Annotated in this window: 2 protein-coding genes; one reads left to right on the top strand and one right to left on the bottom strand. The window is 51.9% G+C overall.

The window, feature by feature from the left end; genetic code table 11:
• The first annotated feature begins 314 nt into the window (after positions 1-314).
• A complete protein-coding gene (gene umuC, locus ACSZPU_RS25075; protein WP_499004306.1) occupies positions 315-1,568 on the top strand; it encodes a translesion error-prone DNA polymerase V subunit UmuC in 1,254 nt (417 codons plus the stop codon).
• Positions 1,569-1,575: 7 nt separating this feature from the next.
• On the opposite strand, the gene smrA is transcribed toward umuC, so the two are convergent.
• A complete protein-coding gene (smrA, locus tag ACSZPU_RS25080; protein WP_499004307.1) occupies positions 1,576-2,139 on the bottom strand; it encodes a DNA endonuclease SmrA in 564 nt (187 codons plus the stop codon).
• Positions 2,140-2,383 lie beyond the last annotated feature (244 nt).

Raw genomic sequence — 2,383 nt, forward strand, 5'->3', positions numbered from 1 at the left:
CAGCTCAGCTAAGGTAAGGCTAATACAGCTAAGGACTCCACTGAACCCCACCGATTAAATCGCACCTTCCTTAACTTTACGGTAACTTTTATCGATCAAATTTGTTAAATATCGGGCGACGTGGGTCTGAGAGGCTCCAGCCTGCTCCCCTTTCCCCCATTTTATTCCGCCCATTTTCCTTAGGTTTTGATATCAGGAGCAAAAATCTTCTTATCTGCATAGCCTTGCATTCTGAAGGGACAAACCGCTTGACTATTTCCCTTCCCGACAATACTGTATATAAATACAGTATTAATAAAAAAGGCCGGTGTCCTATGTACGCCCTTGTTGACGTCAATTCGTTCTACACCAGTTGCGAAACCGTCTGGCGGCCAGACCTGACCGGCAAGCCCGTGGTGGTGCTCTCTAATAACGATGGCTGCATTGTGTCCCGCTCTGCCGAAGCCAAAGCGCTGGGAATTGGCATGGCGGAACCGTACTTCAAACAAAAAGATCTGCTGCAGCGCCATAGCGTGGCGGTGTTCAGCAGCAACTACGCGTTGTATGGCGATATGAGCCATCGGGTGATGAGTACGCTGGAAGAGATTTGCCCGCAGGTGGATATCTACAGTATTGATGAAGCATTTGTGGATATTACCGGTATTCCCCATCTCAAACGCTTCGGCAAATATATTCGCGATACCGTTTATCAACGCACCATGCTGACCGTTGGCGTGGGTATCGCACCGACGAAAACGCTGGCTAAGCTGGCAAATTATGCGGCTAAAAGGTGGCAGGCGCAGAGCGGCGGCGTGGTGGATATCTCGACCCCTGCCAGGCAGCAACAGCTGATGGCCTCCATACCGGTGGAAGAGGTCTGGGGCATTGGTCGCCGGCTGACGAAAAAGCTCAATACCATGAATATCACCACCGTGCTGGATCTGGCGAAATGCGACCTGTGGTTTATCCGCAAAAACTTCAGCGTGGTACTGGAGCGCACGGTTCGTGAGTTACGTGGCGAACCCTGCCTGGGCTTTCAGGAATTCGCCCCGGCAAAGCATGAAATTATCAGTTCGCGCTCTTTCGGCCAGCGAATTAGCGATTACGTTTCTGTACGTGAAGGGATCAGTACCTGGGCGGCCAGAGCCGCAGAAAAGTTGCGTGCCCAGCATCAATATTGTCGCTATATCGGTGCTTTTATTAAAAGTAGTCCGCACGATCCGCATGAACCTTATTACAGCAAAAGTGCGGGAATTACGCTACTTACCCCTACGCAGGATACCCGGGATATTATTGCCGCCGCAACGCGTAGCCTGGATATTATCTGGAAGCAAGGTCCGCGATATCAAAAAGCGGGCGTTATACTAGGAGACTTTTTTAGTCAAGGCGTGGCGCAACTTAATTTGTTCGATAAATATGCTCCCCGGCAAAATAGTCAGGCATTGATGCATGTAATGGATCGTATGAACGAGAAAGGCAATAAAATGTGGTTTGCCGGCCAGGGTGTCATCCCGGCCTGGACAATGAAACGCTACCTGCTCTCCCCGGCCTGGACCACCCGGATTGAGGATGTGCCGCAGGTACAGTAGCCACCACTTAGCGGCTACGCTTGGCGTGGCGCTCCCAGTTTTCCTGCTTCGCCTCGGCTGATTTTCGCAGCGACACATAGCATGCGCCGTTGCCACCATGGTGCGGTAGCGCGGCACAAAAAGCCTGCACGTCGTCGAACTCGGTCAACCAGCGGACAAGATAGCTGCGAATAATATTGGCATGCGAATTATCTTCGCGCCCTTTCCCATGGATAATCAGCAAATTACGCAAACTATCCTGCCGGGCCTGATGCATAAAGCTGAACAGCAGCTGTCGGCACTGTTCCACCGGCTGGCGCAACAGACTGAGACTGGCCTGCTGCGGGTATTTGCCGGTGCGAAGCTTGTCAATGACCCCGGTTTGCAGCCCTTCGCGGCGGAATTTTAGCGGTGTATCCAGGGGCACGATGTCGAGGAACCCGGTAGTGAGGAAGTTATCGAGCTGCAATGTGTCGATATGCTGTGGTGCGCGCGCGTTACGGGCCGGATGCCAGTGGACATCGGCGCAGCGCTTAAGTGGCTGGACATCCTCCATGGCGTCAAGAAACAGTGATTTGTCGTCAGGGTTCATGGTTCGGTCCTCCCGCTACATCTGAGAGGCCTACTATAGCGGGCACGACAGCCTGCCACAATGCCTGATATTCATTTACCTGATGGCAATTAAGGGGGATATTAGATGCACTTTTTCATTCCATATTGACGCCAATTTCGGACTTAATTTAACGCCACTTAACTAAAACTTGGCGGATTCAACTCCGAAGTGCAACGCTAAGCCGCCAATCTTAGCTCTGCAAACACCACAGACGGTTGCCTGA

The organism is Phytobacter sp. V69 (genome assembly GCF_965644215.1).
Taxonomy (GTDB): Bacteria; Pseudomonadota; Gammaproteobacteria; order Enterobacterales; family Enterobacteriaceae; genus Phytobacter.